The organism is Silvibacterium bohemicum, from assembly GCF_001006305.1.
GTDB classification, from domain to species: Bacteria; Acidobacteriota; Terriglobia; order Terriglobales; family Acidobacteriaceae; genus Silvibacterium; species Silvibacterium bohemicum.
On record NZ_LBHJ01000001.1, the window covers coordinates 753,940 to 770,772 of the forward strand.

12 protein-coding genes are annotated in these 16,833 nt (G+C 58.9%); 2 read left to right on the forward strand and 10 right to left on the reverse strand.

The window, feature by feature from the left end; all coding sequences use genetic code 11:
* Nucleotides 1-5 precede the first annotated feature (5 nt).
* Entirely contained in the window at nucleotides 6-3,449 is a 3,444-nt protein-coding gene (locus tag XX99_RS03250; protein WP_050057910.1) for a TonB-dependent receptor, read from the forward strand.
* 60 nt (nucleotides 3,450-3,509) lie between these two features.
* On the opposite strand, the gene XX99_RS03255 is transcribed toward XX99_RS03250, so the two are convergent.
* The 10 genes from XX99_RS03255 to XX99_RS03300 form a co-directional block, all read right to left on the reverse strand.
* Entirely contained in the window at nucleotides 3,510-5,270 is a 1,761-nt protein-coding gene (locus XX99_RS03255; protein WP_231581124.1) for a CRTAC1 family protein, read from the reverse strand.
* A 72-nt stretch (nucleotides 5,271-5,342) separates the two neighbouring features.
* Complete coding sequence (locus XX99_RS03260; RefSeq protein ID WP_050057912.1) at nucleotides 5,343-6,551, reverse strand: tetratricopeptide repeat protein; 1,209 nt, start codon at nucleotides 6,549-6,551, stop codon at nucleotides 5,343-5,345.
* Between the two features lie 115 nt (nucleotides 6,552-6,666).
* The gene (locus XX99_RS03265) at nucleotides 6,667-7,521 is read right to left on the reverse strand and encodes a DUF4097 family beta strand repeat-containing protein (protein WP_050057913.1); all 855 of its coding nucleotides are present in this window, start codon (nucleotides 7,519-7,521) and stop codon (nucleotides 6,667-6,669) included.
* Nucleotides 7,522-7,621: 100 nt separating this feature from the next.
* A complete protein-coding gene (locus XX99_RS03270; RefSeq protein ID WP_050057914.1) occupies nucleotides 7,622-8,827 on the reverse strand; it encodes an efflux RND transporter periplasmic adaptor subunit in 1,206 nt (401 codons plus the stop codon).
* A gap of 152 nt (nucleotides 8,828-8,979) precedes the next feature.
* The gene (locus tag XX99_RS03275; RefSeq protein WP_050057915.1) at nucleotides 8,980-9,912 is read right to left on the reverse strand and encodes an ABC transporter permease; all 933 of its coding nucleotides are present in this window, start codon (nucleotides 9,910-9,912) and stop codon (nucleotides 8,980-8,982) included.
* The gene (locus tag XX99_RS03280; protein WP_050057916.1) at nucleotides 9,912-11,321 is read right to left on the reverse strand and encodes a hemolysin family protein; all 1,410 of its coding nucleotides are present in this window, start codon (nucleotides 11,319-11,321) and stop codon (nucleotides 9,912-9,914) included. The genes XX99_RS03275 and XX99_RS03280 overlap by 1 nt, the downstream gene beginning before the upstream one ends.
* 392 nt (nucleotides 11,322-11,713) lie before the next feature.
* Complete coding sequence (locus XX99_RS03285) at nucleotides 11,714-12,142, reverse strand: acyl-CoA thioesterase (protein WP_050057917.1); 429 nt, start codon at nucleotides 12,140-12,142, stop codon at nucleotides 11,714-11,716.
* A gap of 18 nt (nucleotides 12,143-12,160) precedes the next feature.
* Nucleotides 12,161-13,534 (reverse strand): RIP metalloprotease RseP, encoded by a 1,374-nt coding sequence (rseP, locus tag XX99_RS03290; protein ID WP_050057918.1) that lies wholly within the window; start codon nucleotides 13,532-13,534, stop codon nucleotides 12,161-12,163.
* Between the two features lie 63 nt (nucleotides 13,535-13,597).
* Nucleotides 13,598-14,785: a 1-deoxy-D-xylulose-5-phosphate reductoisomerase gene (locus XX99_RS03295; protein WP_050057919.1), complete on the reverse strand. Its 1,188-nt coding sequence runs from the start codon at nucleotides 14,783-14,785 to the stop codon at nucleotides 13,598-13,600.
* A gap of 36 nt (nucleotides 14,786-14,821) precedes the next feature.
* A complete protein-coding gene (locus tag XX99_RS03300; RefSeq protein WP_050057920.1) occupies nucleotides 14,822-15,646 on the reverse strand; it encodes a phosphatidate cytidylyltransferase in 825 nt (274 codons plus the stop codon).
* Nucleotides 15,647-15,809: 163 nt separating this feature from the next.
* Here XX99_RS03300 and XX99_RS03305 point away from each other — a divergent pair, with 163 nt between their 5' ends.
* Complete coding sequence (locus tag XX99_RS03305) at nucleotides 15,810-16,757, forward strand: vWA domain-containing protein (RefSeq protein WP_050057921.1); 948 nt, start codon at nucleotides 15,810-15,812, stop codon at nucleotides 16,755-16,757.
* Nucleotides 16,758-16,833 lie beyond the last annotated feature (76 nt).

Consider the following 16,833-nt stretch of genomic DNA (forward strand, 5'->3'; position numbering starts at 1 on the left):
GTGTTATGCAACGCAGACTCTTCTCATCGTTCGCCCTTGGCATCGCGATGATGCTTCTCGCGCCCCTGGCGCGAGCCCAGGAAAATGCAACCATTACCGGCACAATTACCGATTCCACCGGAGCCGTGGTTCCCAACGTATCCATCCTGCTGACCAATCAGGCCACCGGCCAGACCAGGCAGGAGGTCAGCAACACCTCCGGCATCTATCTTTTCGCAAACGTCGGCGTCGGCCACTTCAACCTCAACGCCACCGCACCGGGCTTCCGCAAGTACACCAAAACCGACCTCACTGTGAACACCGACCAGACGCTGAAGGAGGATTTCTCTCTCTCCGTAGGCAGCGAAGGCCAGACGGTTACCGTGCAGGCTGACGCTCTCCAGGTCCAATCGGAGACCAGTGAGCTTAGCACCCTGATCACGGGTGACCAGGTAACGCAGCTCGCGACCAACGGGCGCAATGTGACCGCACTCGCTGCTCTCGGTATGGGTGTATCGAACAACCTGTCGGGCGAGTTTGGCGGCGTGAATGCTCTTACCTCCGCAAACGGAATCAGCTTCAACGGGACGCGGACCACGCATAACATCTACATGCTCGACGGAGGCGAACTCAACGACCGTGGCTGCGGCGGCTGTTTCAGCTCGCTTCCTTCCATCGACGCGCTTGCCGAGTTCCAGACTCTCGATAGCAATTACAGCCCGGACTATGGCATAGGTTCCGGTGGAACCATCCTCATGGTCATCAAATCGGGCACGCATGACTTCCATGGCGCAGTGTGGGAGTTCAATCGCAATGAAGATTACGACGCCAACAACTATTTCACGAATCTTGCCGGCCAGCCGCGGCCTGAGTTTCGTCTGAACGAACCGGGTTTCAACATCGGCGGCCCCGTCTGGATTCCTCACATCTACAACAATGATCGCAAACGGACCTTCTTCTTCGTGAATGAAGAATGGCGCAGGCTGATTCAGGGCAGCGCGCCTTCCATCGTAAACACCATTCCGGGCGGCGACTTTCCCACCGCCGGACAGGACCTCGCATACGCCATTCCCGCGGGCGGCAGCGTGCCTGTCGTTCCAGTCACCAGCGATCCCGCCAAGCTAGCGATTTACGCCGCCGATGGACTTACTCCCGGCCAGCCTTTCCCGGGCAATGTCATCCCCGCTAATCTGATGGATCCGAACTCCATTCTCGAAGTGAACGCGGGCACCTTCCCGCACCCCAACGTCGCGGGAGCGGCGCAGTACATCTCATCCATCCCGCAGCCTACCAACGTTCGCGAAGATGTTGTGCGCATCGATCACAACATCAACAGCAAGCTGCAGCTGATGGGTCACTACCTTCACGATGCGGTGACCACATCGTTCTTCCCGCCACTGTGGAGCGGCGCGACTTATCCCACGGTAGGCACGTCGATGCTCAATCCCTCGTATTCGTCGGTCATCAAGCTCACGCAGACCATCTCTCCCTCTCTGCTGAATGAGACCGCGTTTCTATATAGCGGCAACAAGATCACCCTCACCCCCGTGGCCGGTCCTGGCGGCTCGTTTGTTCAACCCAGCGGATGGTCGGCTACCAGCTTCTTCCCCTCGTCTCTCAATGACGGCCTGCGCCTGCCCGAGATCGACCTGCGCGGCACTCCTCTGAATACCACCTGGAGCTCCAGCTACTTCCCCTGGAAGAACGGCTACGAGGGCTTTGAATATCGCGACGATCTTTCCTGGACGCGAGGCCGGCATCAGTTCAAGTTCGGGTTCAGCTGGCTGCACGACTACAAGAATCAGCAACTCCAGGCCAACACCCAAGGCACTGCTCAGTTCAACTCCAGCACCTTCTCCGGTGATTCCTACGTCAACTTCCTGCTCGGCGATGCGGCCAGCTTTACGCAGCTGCAGTACCTGGCCGGAAAGCACTGGGTGAACAACAATTACGGCTTCTACGGCAATGACAACTGGCACATCACGCCGCGGTTGACCCTTAACCTAGGGCTGCGCTTCGACGGCTTGCCGCACGCCTTCGAGCGCTACAACGAGTTCGCCAATTTCGTTCCCGGCCTCTACAACACCGCATTGGGTAATCCGGTCACCGCTGCGGGAACACTCGATCCCGCCTCCTTGACCACCTTCAACGGTCAATCCTTCTACCTCAACGGCATCCGCGAGGCTGGCGTCGATGGTTTCCCGCGTGGCGTCGTGCAGAACAAATACAACACCTGGCAGCCTAGAGTTGGCTTCGCTTACGATCTCTCCGGAAACGGCAAGACCGTACTGCGCGGCGGCTTTGGAATGTTCTTCGAGCGCGTCCAGGGCAACGATGTTTATAACGCCGCTTTGAATCCACCCTTCGCCTATCAGCCATCCGCGACGAACGTCTACTTCTCCAACCCCAACACCAGTGCCCTGACCGGGGCCACGACATCGCAGACCTTCCCCTCCACGCTCACGAACTTGGAATACAAGTTCTCTCCGCCGGGCACCGCGATGTTCAGCCTGGGCATTCAGCATCAGCTCGCTCCCTCGGTTGTCGCGGTGCTGCAGTACGCCGGCTCTTTGGGTTGGGATCAGGATGACGATCGCAATATCAACACGCTTCCTTTAACGAACAACGATCCAGCCGCTCCGGGCAATCCCTACTACGATCGCGAAGGTGTTGCCAACGGCACATTGAATGCGAACCTGTACCGCATCTACCCCGGCTACAGCGGTGTTACTCAGGAGGAAAACGAAACTAACTTCAACTACAACTCTCTACAGGCGGGTGTCCGCATCGAGAACCGTCACGGCGTGACGCTGCAACTGGCTTACACCTGGTCGCACGAAATCGATGAGGTAAGCAACGACCTGAATTCACTCTCCAACCCATTCAACCCGTCGTATGACCGCGGGTCGGGAACCCTCGACCGGCGTCACGTCTTCAACGCCAACTACATCTACAGTCTGCCGTTCTTCGCGCATAGCTCTAACACCTTGGAGCGCGTTACGCTGGGCGGCTGGGAAGTATCCGGCATAACCATCGCCCAATCCGGAGCGCCGCAGTTCATCACCTACACCGGTCCCGATACTCTGGGGCTGGGAGGCGGAACGACCAATCGGCCAGACCTGGTCTCTCCTGTCTCCTATCCCAAGCACCTGAAGGCCTGGTTCACGACGAATTCCTTCGCCAGTCCTGTCGCGCCATGGGCAGGAGGCGGGAATCAGGGCTTCGGCAATGCCGGAAAAGATGTGGTGGTTCTGCCGGCGCTCTTCAACACCAACCTGTCCCTGTTCAAGACAATTCCGCTCTCACCCGGCGAAGGACCGACGATTGAACTTCGCTTCGAATCCTTCAACACCTTCAACCACAGAGAGTTCAACGGTATCGACGCTAACTCCGCCGATGGGAACTTCGGGCAGGTAACCTCTGCCTACGATCCTCGCACCCTGCAGCTTGGGGCGAAGTTCAAGTTCTGATTCCGATTCGCTCGGCATCCGTGCTGAGGGGCGCCAAGGCTAACCAGCCGAGGCGCCCTCTTATTTTTGGGAAAGATCTTTCTTTACTGGATTCGCCGTAGCTTTCATAGCGGGTAGCGCGGACTTCGAAATACCTTGCCCTTCTTTGATCGTCACCAGCAGGTTCGCTTCAACGCCGGTGAATTGCTCCACCAGACCGTTGGTCCAGTGAATCTCGAGATCGGCGTGCGAATTTTCTCCCAGACCGAAATGCAATCGGCGGTCGTTGACTGAATAGAAGCTCGACTGCCCCATGACTGCCTGCGCCTGCACTTTGCCACTGTACTTCACCAGCACGCGCGAGCCGATCGCGCTGACATTGGATTTCGTCCCCACCAGCAGCACCTTGAGCCAGTTCCGATTGCCGGTGAGATCGTTGCGAAGCAGGGAAGGCGGCTCGTTCAGGTTGATGATCACCATGTCCACGTCGCCATCGTTGTCGAAATCCCCGAAGGCGCATCCCCGGCTGCAATGCGCTGCCAGGATTCCCGGTCCGGCCTCCTCGATCAGCTCTTCGAACTTGCCGTTGCCGAGATTGCGAAAGAGGAAGCGCGGCGTCTTCAGCGGATACTCCGGAAACTTAGCCTCTACCTCCGGATAAACCGACCCGGTGACGACAGCTAAATCAGGCCAGCCATCGTTGTCGAAATCCGCAAACCCCGTTCCCCAGCAGGTGTAGCGCGTCTCGACTCCGAATCCCGAGGCAATCGTGACGTCGGTAAAGTTCGCGGCTCCATCGTTGTGCAGCAGGATGTTGGTGTCGCTCGAGAAATGAGTCTTGAAGATATCCAGATTGCCGTCGAGATCGAAGTCTCCCACCGCGATGCCCATCCCCGCTTGCTCTACCCCGTCTTCACTCAGCGCGACCCCGCGTTCGACGCCCTCTTCGGAGAAGGTTCCGTTGTGTTGATTGAGAAAGAGCAGGCTCGGTGTTGAATCCGATGCGACGTAGATATCCGTCCAGCTATCGTTGTTGAAGTCCGCGGCGACAACCGTCATGCCATAGGTCCGCTCCGCCTTGAGGATCTTGCTCGGCAGCGTAACGTCGCGAAAGGTTCCGTCGCCCTGGTTCTCGTAAAGATAACCGTGTGGCATGGCCAGCCCGCGCGGGCCGCAGTTAACCGGAACACCGTTGAAGTTGCAGAAGGGATTCTCGCCCGGCTTGGGAATTTTGCCCACGCTCAGGTCGACATAGTGCGTCACGAAAAGATCGAGATGCCCGTCGCGGTTGTAATCGAGAAAAGTGCATCCCGCTCCCCAGCGCGTCGCGCCCTCATACAGAAGCCCGGCCGGCTTGGTCACATCGGTGAAGGTTCCGTCGCCATTGTTGCGATAGAGAACATTCTGGCCATAGTAAGTGATGAAGATATCTTCGAAGCCGTCGTTGTTGTAGTCGCCGATGGTGACGGCGCTGGCCCAGCCTGAGCGAGTGAGCCCGGCTTTCTCGGTTACATCGGAAAATGTTCCGTCGCGATTGTTCTTGTAGAGCCGGTTGGTCGCTCCCGAAACATGCTCCTCGACCCGCATCCCGCACGGGACGAAGATATCCAGCCAGCCATCGTTGTCATAGTCGAAGAAAGCAACGCCGCATCCCACCGTCTCGTAGATGTAGTTCTTATGCGCGAGCCCTCCGTAGATGACGGGATTGGTAAGCCCGGCCTCCGCAGCGACGTCCGTGAAGTGAGCCAGAAACGGAATGCCCGAAGGCTTGCCGCGAGGAAGCGGCTTCACATTTCTGCTGCTCACGCCCTGGGCCATAGCCACAGTGGACGCAGCCGCCATCCATAGGAACTCACGCCGCGAGGTGAGAGAGTTGCGCTCGTGCATGTCGGGTGAGAAACGGCGTCGCAGAGATTACTCCGTCTGTTTCGGATTGGATGGGTCACCGCCAGAGACCTTCTGGATCAACGTCTCCTCTGTCTTGGCGTGGAGACTCTTGGTCTTGGCAAATTCTTCGTCGGCTTTTTGCTTCTCGTTCAATGCGAGATAAACGCGGCCAAGCCTGTAGTGCGCGTCGGGTTCCGAAGGATCGAGCTTCTCCGCGCGCAGGAAGGCGGTAAGTGCATCCTGATTGCGCTTCTGGTCGGCATAAACGCAGCCCAGGTCGAAGTAGGCTAACCGGAGATCATCCTGTAAATGAGTTGCCTTGCCCAGCAGTGATTCCGCTGTTGCATCGTCGTTCTTGTGAAACGCAATATCTCCCAGATAGGTATAGGCGAGTGCATAACTGGGATTGATCTTGGTCTCCAACTCGAGTTCCGGAATTGCTTTTTCGAAGTCGCGCTGCGTGTAGTAGAGATATCCAAGCTCAAAATGCAGCATCGGCTCGTTGGGAGCGCTCCGCTCCGCTGTCTCCAACTCTTCGATCGCCTCGGGCTTTTTGTTCGTTGCATCGAGAGCCTCGGCCATCATCATGTGCACCTGCACCGAATCCGGATTCACCGCCAGCAGGCTCTTGAACTCGGCAAGGGCACAGTCGTACTTCTTGCTCCACAGGCAGCTCTTGGCAAGCACGCTGTGCAATTCCAGATTTGCCGGGTCTGCCTTGCTGGCTCTGTCGAAATAAGGAATGGCGTTGGCATACTGGTGCAGGCCGAAGTAGCTCATGCCGATCAAGAGAGGAAGGCGGCCGTCCAGATTCTTGCTCGTGTTGGCAGCTTTGAACGACGCAACGGCGAGGGCAAAATGTCCCTGCTTGAACTCTGCCAGGCCAAGATTGAGAGAAACTCCCGGCTGATTGGGCTGCAAGGCCATGGATTTCCGATACTCGGCAGTTGCGGCGGTGAGATCGCCCTGTTGAGCCAGAGTCATTCCCAGGCTGGCGTGGACCGCGGCATTCTTGGGATCGCGCCGCGCAAGCTGCCGCCAGATCAGCTCCGCTTCGTGAAATTGACCGGCCTGCATCAGCTGCATCGCTCGCTGCGGCGTTTCGTCCTGCGCGAAGGCTGGAAAAACAGATAGAAGCAGGCAGATGAGAAGCCCGGCGAAGAGAGTTATCGCTCGGCGCGCTGGCTGGTGATGAAACGGGTCCCAAGCCTGATCCAGGAGGCCACTTCGATTCATAGCGGCAAGCCTAATTTGCCGCTCACAGGAAAGGCAAGAGGAGCTTTCGCAGAGCGCCGCTTGAGACAGCATCGGCGCTCATGCAAAGGATGTTTGTGAAGAAATAAGAAAGAAATTAGTGGATGCGGACGTCGCCCGAGCCGGTTTCGATTCTCACCGTAGGTCCGCCCCCGTTGACGTCTCCGGTGATGTGGTGGCGCTCCAGGCTGCCGTGCGTCGAGATGGGAGGATCGCTGTGAACCGATCCCGACCCGGTGGTCGCATCGAGCGAAAATTTCGCTCGCCCGCCGGTGTCGAGGGTGACCGAGCCGGAGCCCGTCTCCAGCTTCCAGTTCGCGCCAGGCTGCCCTTCCACTTCGATATCGCCGGACCCGGTCTCGGCATAAAGTCCGCCGGTCACTCCGCGCAGGCGGATGGTCCCGCTGCCGGTCTGAGCTTTGACGTCGGGAGCCGCGTGCATTTCTGCGCGAATGTCACCCGAGCCCGTCTCCAGCACCACGCGGCCGCTGAGCCCGCTGGCCTCGATCGAACCCGAGCCGGTATTTGCCTTCAGCGGACCCCCAATGTCGGTGAGGCGCAGGTCGCCGGAGCCGGAGCCAGCTTCAAGATTCGTGCCTCGCGGCGTGGTGATGTCGTAGTCGATGGAAATATTGTGATAACTGGTGTGCTTGCCGATGGTGATCGTGTTGCCGCTCTGCTCAATGGGAGGATTCGACACTACTTCCTTGAGGCGATCCTCGGGTGATCCGCCGCCATCTCCCCAGCCGTTCCAGCGGTTGGCATGCACATGGCCAATGATGTGCACCTCACTGTCCGAGCCGGGTGAAACGTGAATGTATCCCGACCCGGTGGTAACGTTCAGCTCGACCGCTCCGCTGACATGCAGCACCTTATCGAAGGTGCCATCCGCCGCCAACATGATCGCGGGCGAAACCGCGAGCGCCGCTACTGCCAACCATTGCATCTTCATCGTTGCCTCCTAAGTGTTGCCTGGATCCTTCTCGTTCGTACCAGCTACGAATCTTTTCTGAGCCTTTGCGCCGAAGGCGCGGACGCCTGGACGGCCAGTCCTACTGCTGCAGCACTACTGTGTCGCCTTCTTTCAATCCATCGAGAATTTCGGTGCGGCTGCCATTCGAGATCCCGGCCTTCACCGGAATCTTCCGCTGTCCATCTTTCTCTTTCGCGTCGGGCACGAAGACCGAGGCGTTCTTCTGCGCGTCGTAAACCAGCGCCTGCTCCGGCACCGACAACACGGCCTTATCTTCCTTGATGAGAACTTCGGCGTTGGCCGTCATATTGGCCTTGAGCTCATTCTTGGGATTGTCGATGGAGACGCGCACCTGGAACGTGGTCACATTGTCTTTTTCAACGCCTAGCGGAGCGATCTTGGTGACCTTGCCGTTGAAGACCTCGTTCTGAAAAGACTCGACGCGGATGCGTGCCGGCTGGCCGAGATACACGCTCCCAATATCCGCTTCATCCACCTTGCCGTCGACATAGACCTGCGTCGTATCGCCAATGGTCATCACCTGCGTTGCGGTAGAGCCCAGGACGAGAATCGAACTCACCGCATCGCCCACTTCGACATCGCGCGAAAGCACCACGCCATCGATGGGAGAGACCAGCGTGGTGTAGCTGAGCTGCTCGTTCAACTGCTCCAGGCTCGCCTGATTCTGCTGCACCTGCGCTTCGGCCTGCTTCAGCTTGGCATCGTCGACGAAAATTTGAGCCGCGGACGACTGCTGCTTATTCTTGTTGGCCAGGTAATCGCGCTCGGCATTGTCCAGCGTCTGCTGCGAGACGATACCCTGCTTCTCCATCTCCAGGTTGCGCTGGTAGGTCTGCTGATACATCGGCAGGTCGGGTGCCTGTGCGTTGACCTTGTCCTCGGCGATGTTGGCCTTGTAAGTAATTACGTTAGCTTCTGCCGCAGCAAGCTGCGCCTTTTGCGCTGCTACCTGGGCAAGAATTTCCTGCTGGTCGAGCTGCGCCAGCACCTGTGCCTTGTGGACCTGCTGATTGATGTCGACATACAGCTTCTCGACGATGCCGCTGGCCTTGGACTTCAATTCGATCTTGGTGATGGGCTGAATCTTGCCCGTAGCTATCACGCTCTTTGCGATGTCGCCGCGAGTCACCTTAGCCAGGCGCGCCGGCTCGATTTTGGTGTGACTGCCGCGCGCAGCGACAACCGCCGCCAGAACGCCGACCACCACCACTGCGGCTCCGGTCCACCACCACCATCTCGTCTTACGTTTCCGCTGGTTTGCCAAGCAACCGCCTCCACCGACAGAGACGGATACGCACGACATTTGCCATAAGTTCCGTAAAGGCAGGGGGGAGGGGATAGGGTGCAGGGTCTAGTAAACAAAGACGGTCCGGAAGGCTTTTCTACCCCCTGTACCCTAAACCCTATCCCCTGCTCTTAGTCCTGGATTCTAGGATTCACGACAATGTAAAGAACGTCAGTGGCTAAGTTCACCAGCACATAGGTCAGCCCTACGGCCAGAATGCAGCCTTGCAGCAGGGAATAATCGCGGTTGGAGATTGCGGAGACGGTGAGGCGGCCGACACCGGGCCAGCTGAAGATGGTTTCTGTGACGATGGCTCCGGCGAGCAATGCTCCGAATTGCAATCCCACCAGGGTGATGACCGGAATCAGCGCATTCCGCAGAGCATGTTTGTAGACAACCGTGCGTTCGGGCAGTCCTTTGGCGCGTGCGGTGCGAATGTAATCCTGCCCCAGCTCTTCCAGCATCGCCGTCCGCACCATGCGCGTGAGCACCGCGGCCAGCGCTACGCCCATGGTGAATGCCGGAAGGACGAGATGACTGAGATCGCCTGCGCCGCTGACCGGCAGCCAGCCCAGCTTGATCGAAACCAGCAGAATCAGGATGGGCCCTAACGCAAATCCCGGAAAAGATAATCCCAGCAGGCTCACCACGCTCAGCGTGCGATCCTGCCAGCGATCCCGGCGAACGGCGCTGGCCACGCCTGCGGGGAGCGACAGGAGGAGGGCCACGAGCAACGCAGCGGCGGTAAGTTCCGCCGTATACGGGTATCGCGACAGTACCAGGTGGGTGACGGTATCGTTCAGGCGCAGAGAGTGGCCGAGATCGCCGTGCAGCACTCCCCGCCAGTAGTGAAGATATTGCTGGCCCAGCGGCAGGTCCAATCCATACGCATGACGCAAGGCAACGATGTCGGAAGGCCGTGCGCCCTCGCCCAACATTTGTTCGATAGGATCGCCGGGAACGAGATGAATCAACAGAAAAACAATGGAGACAACCAGCCACACCACAGGAATGGTGTAGAGGAGCCGGAGGAGCAGAGACCTGAGAGCCCTGGGAATGCGCATCAGCGGGCATTCTCCGCGATGCGTTGCGCTCTATCCTGTCGGACGGAAGAGGATGGCAGATTCGCAGTCTGAGGCGCGACCATTTCGATGCGCACCCGGCTGATGCGATGACCGCTCATCTCGAGGACCGTGAAGCGGCGGCCTTCATACTCCACTGTTTCGCCCTCCCGGGGAATCTTCCCCAGCCGCGCCAGCAGAAATCCGGCCAGCGTTTCGGCGCCGCCCTCGCGGGGAAGACTCCATTGCATCTGCGTCTCCAGGTCGCGGAGGTTCACGCTGCCGTCGAGAATCAGTCCGCCGGTCGCAGTCGTGAGCACAGCCTTTGCCGCCACGTCGAACTCGTCTTCCACCTCGCCGATCAGCTGTTCGATGGCGTCTTCCACGGTGACCAGGCCGACCGTCGATCCGAACTCATCCACCACGATGGCCAGATGCCTGCGCCGCTCCTGAAACTCGTTGAGAAGATCGAGCACCGGCTTGGTCTCCGGCACAACCAGCACCTCGCGCATCACCTGCTTCAAGCGCAGCTCGACGAAGGGAGCTTCGCTGAAGCGCGTTCGGGCCGAGGCGCGGAAGTGCATCAGCCGGGAGATGTCTTTCGAATAGACCACGCCGACGATGGACTCAGGTCCCTGCGCCGGATCGTAGACCGGCACGCGCGAATGCAGCTCTTCGATGATCCGGGCGCTGGCGTCTTCGATGAGTAGATCGAAGGGAAGAGAAAATATCCTCTGCCGCGGCGTCATGATCTCCCGGGTAGGAATTTCGCTCACCTCGACGGCGCGATGAATGAGCGCCTCCTGATACTCAGGGAGCGCGCCGGTGCGTCGTGCAGCGGTCGCGATGAGCTTCAGCTCTTCCGGAGAGTGGTTCGAGCTCTCGTGCGCCACAGGTGTATGAAACAGGTGAAGCACCACTCGTGCCGAGCGGTTCATGAGGTGGACAGCCGGCCGCGTCAGCCGGATGAAGACCTCCATCGGCCCGGCGATGGCGACGGCAACCTGCTCCGTCTTGCGCAGGGCAAGAGCCTTGGGGACCAGCTCGCCGAGCAGCACATGGAAGTAAGTAATGAAGGCGAAGGCGATCGGTACGGCGATGAGATGAGCGTAGATGCGCGCGTGAGGCAGCCACCCAAGCCAGTCTTCAAATACCGCGGCAACGACTGGCTCGCCGATCCAGCCCAGCGCCAGGCTGCAAAGCGTGACGCCCAGCTGCACGGCGGGCAGAAAATCATCCAGATGCTGCTGCAGTTTGCGGACCAGCCGCGCCCCCGGCCGCTGCTGCGCGATCAGCTGCTCGATCCGGGTTTCACGAACGCTCACTAAGGCCAGCTCGGCGGCAACGAAGAATCCGTTGGCCAGAATGAGCACGACAATGGAGACGCCCCGAAGGAAAAGGAACTGAATCATCTGGAATAGGAAGTTTACAACCTCGGCGGCGTCAGGTGGTTACCTGGGTGTAGCGCCGTTGCCGGTTCCGGCTCTGCGCGGAGTCTCGCTCCCGTTAAGCTGGCTGCATCTTCCTTTGCGGTCTAGTCGCAAAACGGTGCAGTGGAGCATTGCACTCCGGTGCGGGTCGCCCCAAACGCGACAAAGCCCGGAAAGTGCTAGAACACTCTCCGGGCCTTCTATCAAAGGAGGACGCATATGAGGATCAAGCTCAAATGCGACATCAGCGTCACTCTACGCTGGTTGCTCGCTTTTGCTGCCGCTATCTCCGCAATCATTCACTTGATTCGGAGATGACTTCAGTGCCATTACCGTGGAGCCAGAAGGTCGAGGACCAACTCCACGCAAATAGTTTACACCCGCTCCTCGATTGTCTGCCGAATCGCCGCCGCGTACTTCTCCGGCATCTCCCGTTTTAGCATCCCTTTGTCAACACAGACATGGACCGTTTCCGCTTCTGCCAGAAGCCGCTCGCGACCCGGTTCCGCACGTAGCAGGCGATAACTGAACTTGATCACCGCCCCGCGCAGCAGAGTTACACGAGTCTCGATCTGGATCTCTTCGTCATAGCGCGCCGGGGAGCGATAGCGGCAGTTGGCCTCGACGACGGGAAGATGGCAGTCATCTTCCGTCTCCATCAGCTTGTAATCGTGGCCGAGCTGGCGAAAGAACTCCACGCGGCCGATCTCACACCAGACGAAGTAGTTCGCGTAATACACCACGCCCATCTGATCGGTTTCGGCATAGCGGACACGGAGCGTCGTCCGGACAGGCATGGTCATGCGTTTGAGTTCATCTGCCTACGGCTTCAGTTTGGAGAGGATATTCAGCTTGGCCACGTCGTTGAACATGACGAACGCTGCGAACAAAATCAGCATCACGAAGGCGACCTGATAAACGCGCTCCTTGAATTCCTGATTCAGGTCGCGGCGCAGCGTGCCTTCGATCAGCAGCAGCAGAATCATCCCGCCATCGAGGATGGGGATGGGCAGCAGGTTGAAGATGCCCAGGTTCAGACTGATCAGGGACATCAACGCGATCAGCGGCTGCCATCCTGGCATGGATACAGCCTCGCCGGTCTCGCGCGCAATGCCAATCGGACCGCTCAACTGCTGTACATTCGAGCGTCGTGTTACCAGGCGCTTGAGAACGTCGAGAATATATCCGGAATTATTGAGATTGAACGTGACCGACTGTCCCACGGCTCGGCTCAGCGGCAGCTGCTCGACATGGAAAGGTGCCTGCGCAGGATGAAAGCCGAGGCGATATCCCAGGTGGCCCGCGCCATCGTCGGCCCAGATGGGCTGCGCCGTCAGCTGGAGTGTCTGGTCTCCGCGCTGTATGGTCAGATCCACGGGCTTACCTTGTGTCTGCTGGAGAAACGCCATAACAGCGGCTACCGAGTGCACCGCTTGACCATTGATTGCGACAATCGCGTCGCCCGTCTTCATACCGGCCTTGTCCGCCGGGTTGCCAGGCATTACATCGCGTACACCGAGCGGGCTGTTCTGGACTTTGGGCATGAGGCCGACTGATTCGATCTCGAAGTCATCGCCCTTCGTCGGGTCGGCAAGATAAAGCTGGGTGTTGAAGGTCTGCGTCTTGCCATCGACCGTGCGTTCCACGGTCACCGGAACCTGCGAGTTCACGTCGAGCGCGGCGCGCATCCGAACCTGTTCCCAGGTCGGATTCTTATCCTTGTCGAAGCGCACGATGAGATCGCCGGCCTGGATGCCGGCGTGTCCGGCGGGTGAATCCTGGGGTACGAAGTCGGTGATGGCCGGACCAGCCAGATAATTCTCGACCTCGTTGTGCATCATGTAGAGCCCGGTCATCAGAACGAAAGCCAGAATGAAGTTGGCTACCGGTCCAGCCAGACCTATGAGAACTCTCTGCCAGCGGGGATGGGATGCAAATTCATCAGGATCGCCGGTCCGTGCCTCTCCCGGCGTCTCGCCGGCCATCTTTACGTATCCGCCAAGCGGCAGCAGGCTCAGGCGGTAATCGGTATCCCCGCGGCGAAACCCAAAGAGCCGCTTGCCGAAGCCGATCGAGAAAACCTCAACCCGTACTTTAAAGAATTTGGCAACGGCAAAATGCCCAAACTCATGGACGAGCACCATGATGCCCAGAACGATGAGCATGGAAACGAGAGCAGTAAAAGCAAAAGACATAATTTCGCGAATTCCCTAATGACAGCGCAGTCTCTCTCCGTCGCCGGCGAATGACTGTGGAATCTAGACGCTGATCTGCGAAGATGCCCGGCCGGCCAATGCAATTGCTTCTGCGGCGGCCTCGCGCGCCTGTTGGTCGAGCGCGAGCACCTCGGCGATGGTTGCAGGGTGGGTCTCGGGGGTTGCCTGTAATACTCTCTCAATTGTACGCGGGATGGCGGAAAACGGGATGGCTCTTTCGAGGAAGGCTTCCACTGCGATTTCATCCGCTGCATTCAACGCAATGGGATGAGCCCCCCCGACTTCAGCTGCTTCATAGGCCAACCGCAGGCAAGGGAATCGTTCGAAATCCGGCGGCTGGAAGTTCAGCTGCGACAGCGCCGAGAGATCGAAGGTCAGATCCGACTCCACCCGCTCGGGATAGCTCATGGCGTACAGGATCGGCAGCCGCATGTCGGTGACCGAGATCTGAGCCAGAATGCTCCCGTCCACGTACTCGACCAGCGAATGCACGGTCGATTCCGGATGTACCGTCACCTTCACCGCCGAGGGTGGCAGATCGAATAACCGGCACGCCTCGATGATCTCAAGTCCTTTATTCAGAAGAGTTGCGGAATCGATCGTGATGCGGCGGCCCATCACCCAGGTGGGGTGTTTCAGCGCCTGTTCGACCGTAATTTTGTCGAACTCGCTGCGCGGAAGGTTGCGGAACGGACCGCCCGACGCTGTCAGCCAGATACGCTTGACTTCCTGCCGGTCGCCTGCTCGCATGCACTGATGGACAGCATTGTGTTCGGAGTCGATGGGAAGAAGCGGGACATTCTTGGCCCGGGCTGCTGCGGTCAAAATCTCGCCGGCGGCCACCATCGCCTCTTTGTTCGCCAGGCCAATCGGCTTTCCCGCCAGAACAGCGGCATGTGTCGCCTCAAGTCCGGCTACACCCACAATCGCGGAAACGACGAAATCCGCTTCGGCCACCGTTGCAACACGGACCGTGCCGGCCGTACCGAAGACAACCTCGATCCCCGTGACGTCGGCCTCGCGCAGCCGAACTTCAAGCGCGCTGGCCAGTTCCTCCGTGGCCATGGAGACGACGCTGGGACGCCAGCGGCTGCACTGCTCAAACGCCGCATCCAGATTCCGGCCCGCCGCCAGGGAAGCTACGGCAAAGCGCTCCGGATGCTTTTCGATGACACTGAGGGTGCTCTGTCCAATGGAGCCGGTAGAGCCTAGGATGGCGATCTGCTTCAACGTCGTAAACTCATGAATGCGATAGACTTAGCTACGCTAGAAGGTCTGCTGCATTAATAGAGCGTACCACAGCACCGGCGCCGCCAGCAGCAGGGCGTCGATACGGTCGAGAATGCCGCCATGGCCGGGAAGCATCGCTCCCGAGTCCTTCACACCGGCGCCACGCTTGATGGCTGACTCTACAAGATCGCCCACCTGCGCTGCGACATTCAGCAGCACGGCCAGGAAAATCCATCGTCCCATCGAGCCGGGATAGAACAGGGTCTCCACATTTCTGCGCGCCAGTGCGCCCGCCAGCAGGACAAGCAGCACTCCCACAATCACGCTGCCCACTACCGATGCGATGGAACCCTCCCAGGTCTTGCCCGGGCTGATCGCCGGGGCAAGCTTCCTCTTTCCCAGGCTCCGGCCGACATAGAGCGCGGCAATATCTCCCGCCCACACCACAAAGAAGAGGAATAGCAGCAGAGATGGGCCGTTTTCCTGCGCGCTGATCAACGGAATCGTCGCCAAAGTCAGGCCCACATAAAGTACGCCGAACAGGGAGAACGCAGCGTCCGTGAGAACCCGCTCGATGGGCGACCGGAAGGCGCAAACGATAAGCAAGACCAGAGCCACCGCTCCCAGTAGCTGCGCCAGCAGCTCCGGACGGTAAAAGACGCATAGAAACACCAGACCCACGCCAATGAGCGTCGCGATTCGGGGCGTTTTCGCACCCTGGGCGTCGGCAAGGGCGAGATATTCCCATAGAGCCAACCCAGCCACCAAGCCGACCACGGGGGTAATCAACCAAAAAGGACCTTTGAAGATCAGCAGCAGGACTAAGGGGATCAGAACTGCAGCGGTAACAACTCGTTTCATCTTGAAGTTGAGGATACACGTTAGTTTTGTCTGGATTTTGTTGCGGCCGGGTCCAACCGGAGAAGGATGCCGTCTTAACAACTGAGTCACGAATTCGGGGTCTACATCTAACAGAACGAGTAGATCGGTGCCGGTCTCAGTATCGGGATCGAAGGAGAACGAGATGAAATTGAATCGAGTTGTTGTTGCCGCTGCCGGTATCGGTCTTATGGCTGTTACTTATGCTTTCGGGCAGGGCTCGGACAGCGTTCCGGCGCAGTCCGTTATTACCGTCATGACTAAGAATTCTGAGGCTCCCGCGAACCTCCGGGCCCAGGATTTCAAGGTCCAGGTGAATGGCAAAACGACGGAGGTCAGCAATTTGACGCCTCTGCGCGGCGACCGCGCCGGTGCGGAGCTGGTCGTCCTGATCGACAGCGGTGCCCGCAACAGCCTTGGCCGTCAGCTGGATGACATTCGCCAGTTTGTCCAGGGGCTTCCGCCGACCACAGAAGTCGCCATCGCTTATATGCAGAATGGCCGGGCCTATATGCCGGGACGCCTGACCGCGGATAAGGCCGAGGCGCTCAAGGCGCTTCATCTGCCGGGCGGTATCCCCGGGGGCAGCGCCAGCCCTTACTTCTGCTTGTCCGATCTTGCCAAGAACTGGCCCTCGACCAACCGCGAAAACCGTCGCATCGTAGTCATGATCACGGACGGATTCGATCCCTATAACCCGCGCTTCGACCCCGACGACCCATATCTGCAGTCTGCGATCAACGATTCGGTGCGCGCTGGATTGGTAGTCAACTCCATTTACTGGCATGACACCGGTTTTGTAAGCAGCACCTTCCGCGGCATCAACACCGGCCAGAATCTGATGTCGATTGTGACCGACGCCACCGGCGGTACGGATTATCTGCAGGGATTCAGCAACCCGGTGTCCTTCAGCCCCTTCTTCGAGGATCTGAACCGCCGTCTCCAGAACCAGTACGAGCTGGGATATGTGGCGCCCGCCAAAGCCAAGCCTGAAGTGGCCACGCTGAAGGTGAAGCTGCAGGCGCCAAATACGAAGCTGACTGCTCCGCAGAGGGTCATTGTTGCCCCCGGCGGCGTAGCCGCAAACCAGTAATCCCAGCCGCGAACCATTCGGTTCTGCAAATTCAACCGGAAACAGAAATGGCCGCGACAGCATCGCGGCCATTTCT

Bases quoted from the DNA above. Each gene is read 5' to 3' on its own strand.
- XX99_RS03250 (WP_050057910.1), top strand. From the start codon at position 6: ATGCAACGCAGACTCTTCTCATCGTTCGCCCTTGGCATCGCGATGATG.
- XX99_RS03255 (WP_231581124.1), bottom strand. From the start codon at position 5,270: ATGGCGGCTGCGTCCACTGTGGCTATGGCCCAGGGCGTGAGCAGCAGA.
- XX99_RS03260 (WP_050057912.1), bottom strand. From the start codon at position 6,551: ATGAATCGAAGTGGCCTCCTGGATCAGGCTTGGGACCCGTTTCATCAC.
- XX99_RS03265 (WP_050057913.1), bottom strand. From the start codon at position 7,521: ATGAAGATGCAATGGTTGGCAGTAGCGGCGCTCGCGGTTTCGCCCGCG.
- XX99_RS03275 (WP_050057915.1), bottom strand. From the start codon at position 9,912: ATGCGCATTCCCAGGGCTCTCAGGTCTCTGCTCCTCCGGCTCCTCTAC.
- XX99_RS03280 (WP_050057916.1), bottom strand. From the start codon at position 11,321: ATGATTCAGTTCCTTTTCCTTCGGGGCGTCTCCATTGTCGTGCTCATT.
- XX99_RS03285 (WP_050057917.1), bottom strand. From the start codon at position 12,142: ATGACCATGCCTGTCCGGACGACGCTCCGTGTCCGCTATGCCGAAACC.
- rseP (WP_050057918.1), bottom strand. From the start codon at position 13,534: ATGTCTTTTGCTTTTACTGCTCTCGTTTCCATGCTCATCGTTCTGGGC.
- XX99_RS03300 (WP_050057920.1), bottom strand. From the start codon at position 15,646: ATGAAACGAGTTGTTACCGCTGCAGTTCTGATCCCCTTAGTCCTGCTG.
- XX99_RS03305 (WP_050057921.1), top strand. From the start codon at position 15,810: ATGAAATTGAATCGAGTTGTTGTTGCCGCTGCCGGTATCGGTCTTATG.